The 1,349-nt window shown below is 63.2% G+C and carries 2 protein-coding genes; both read left to right on the plus strand.

What is annotated here, in order from left to right:
* The first annotated feature begins 429 nt into the window (after positions 1–429).
* Complete coding sequence (locus ACW5DW_RS17050; protein ID WP_457020495.1) at positions 430–834, plus strand: hypothetical protein; 405 nt, start codon at positions 430–432, stop codon at positions 832–834.
* 212 nt (positions 835–1,046) lie between these two features.
* Positions 1,047–1,349: hypothetical protein (locus ACW5DW_RS17055; RefSeq protein WP_457020496.1), on the plus strand; the 303-nt coding region annotated here is incomplete at its 3' end.

Below are 1,349 nucleotides of genomic sequence, written 5' to 3' on the forward strand. Positions count from 1 at the left end.
CGCGAGATCCGGCGTGCGGCCCCTGCTGAATTACGGTGGTCTGACACCGAGGCGTTATCGGGCGCGCACGTCGGGCTCTCGGCGCCTACGGTAGGGGAAACTCAAGACATAAGGCGTTAGGTCGCTCGGTCAGGCATCCCATGATCTGTGTGTGGTCACGCAGCTGCACCTTGCGCGCGCACGCCTGCTGCTCCAGATCTTCGCGCAGCAACTTCACTCCAGAAAGTTTGGCGGCGCAAGCCGCTCGCTGGCGGCACTGTGCGCAGCAACGGCGTGCGCGGGCGCCTCTGGGGCGGGCTTGCCCGGGCTACGGTTTGGGTTAGAGTTCCGGCAACTGGGCCCGGCAGTTCGGTTGCCGGCGCCCTAACTATTCGTTCAAGCCGAAACCGCTTCGCGGTTCGGCTTAACTCAAGTGTTGTTAGGCATCAGATGGGGATTGTCGTGAACTGGAGAAGGATCGTCGCTCTCGCAGTCGCGCTGCTGGTCTCGCAGTTCGCCATCGGCTTCTTCGAGGGCGTTGCGGACAGCCCCGATCGGGCCCGGTCGCAATTCCTGCTCGGCACCCTCCTGTCGCTTCTCACGGCCGGGCCCATCTTCTGGTTCTTTGCCGCACGCCAGGAGCGCCGACCGTACATGCACGCCGGCCTCGGGCTTGTGTTGATGCTGGCGCTCTCAATTGGTCTTGCGGCTGCGGTCTTCACTTGGCTCGGCGGCAACTTCCACTTGGTTCTGGCGGCGGCCGAGTGGCTCATACTATCGGTTGCACTTATCGCCGGCACCTACATCGGCAGCCGTTCGCGTGGTCGCTCTGGCGGCTCCGCAGCTGATGCCTAACAATTCGTCCAAGCCGACGCCGCTTCGCGGCGCGGCTTAACTCAGGTGTTAGGCCGCTCGGTCAGGCATCCATGATCGGTGTGGGTCGCCGCGGCTGCACCTTGCTCGCGCAAGCCCGCTGCTCCGGATCTTCGCGCAGCAACTTCACTCCCGAAAGTTCGTCGGCGCAAGCCACTGGCTGCCGGCACTGTGCGTAGCAACGGCACGCCCGAATGCATCTGGGGCAGGCTTGCCCAGGCTACGGTTTGGGTTACAGTTCCGCCAACTGGGCCCGGCAGTTCGGTTGCCGGCGGCCTAACAATTCGTTCAAGCCGAACTTGCTTCGTTACGGCAAAGGTATGGCAGAAAAAGCTTGCCATACCTTTGCCTCCACTACGCAAGTCGGCTTAACTCAGGCGTTAGGCCCCATGGCAATCAGCGCGGCAATCGTGGTGTTGGTCCTTGGCGGCGCGCTGCCACAGTCCAGCGCGCCTGTCGTTCCCGACAACGCTCTATCTCTCGCAGGCGTCTCTCTG

Source organism: Luteimonas sp. A482, from assembly GCF_054072655.1.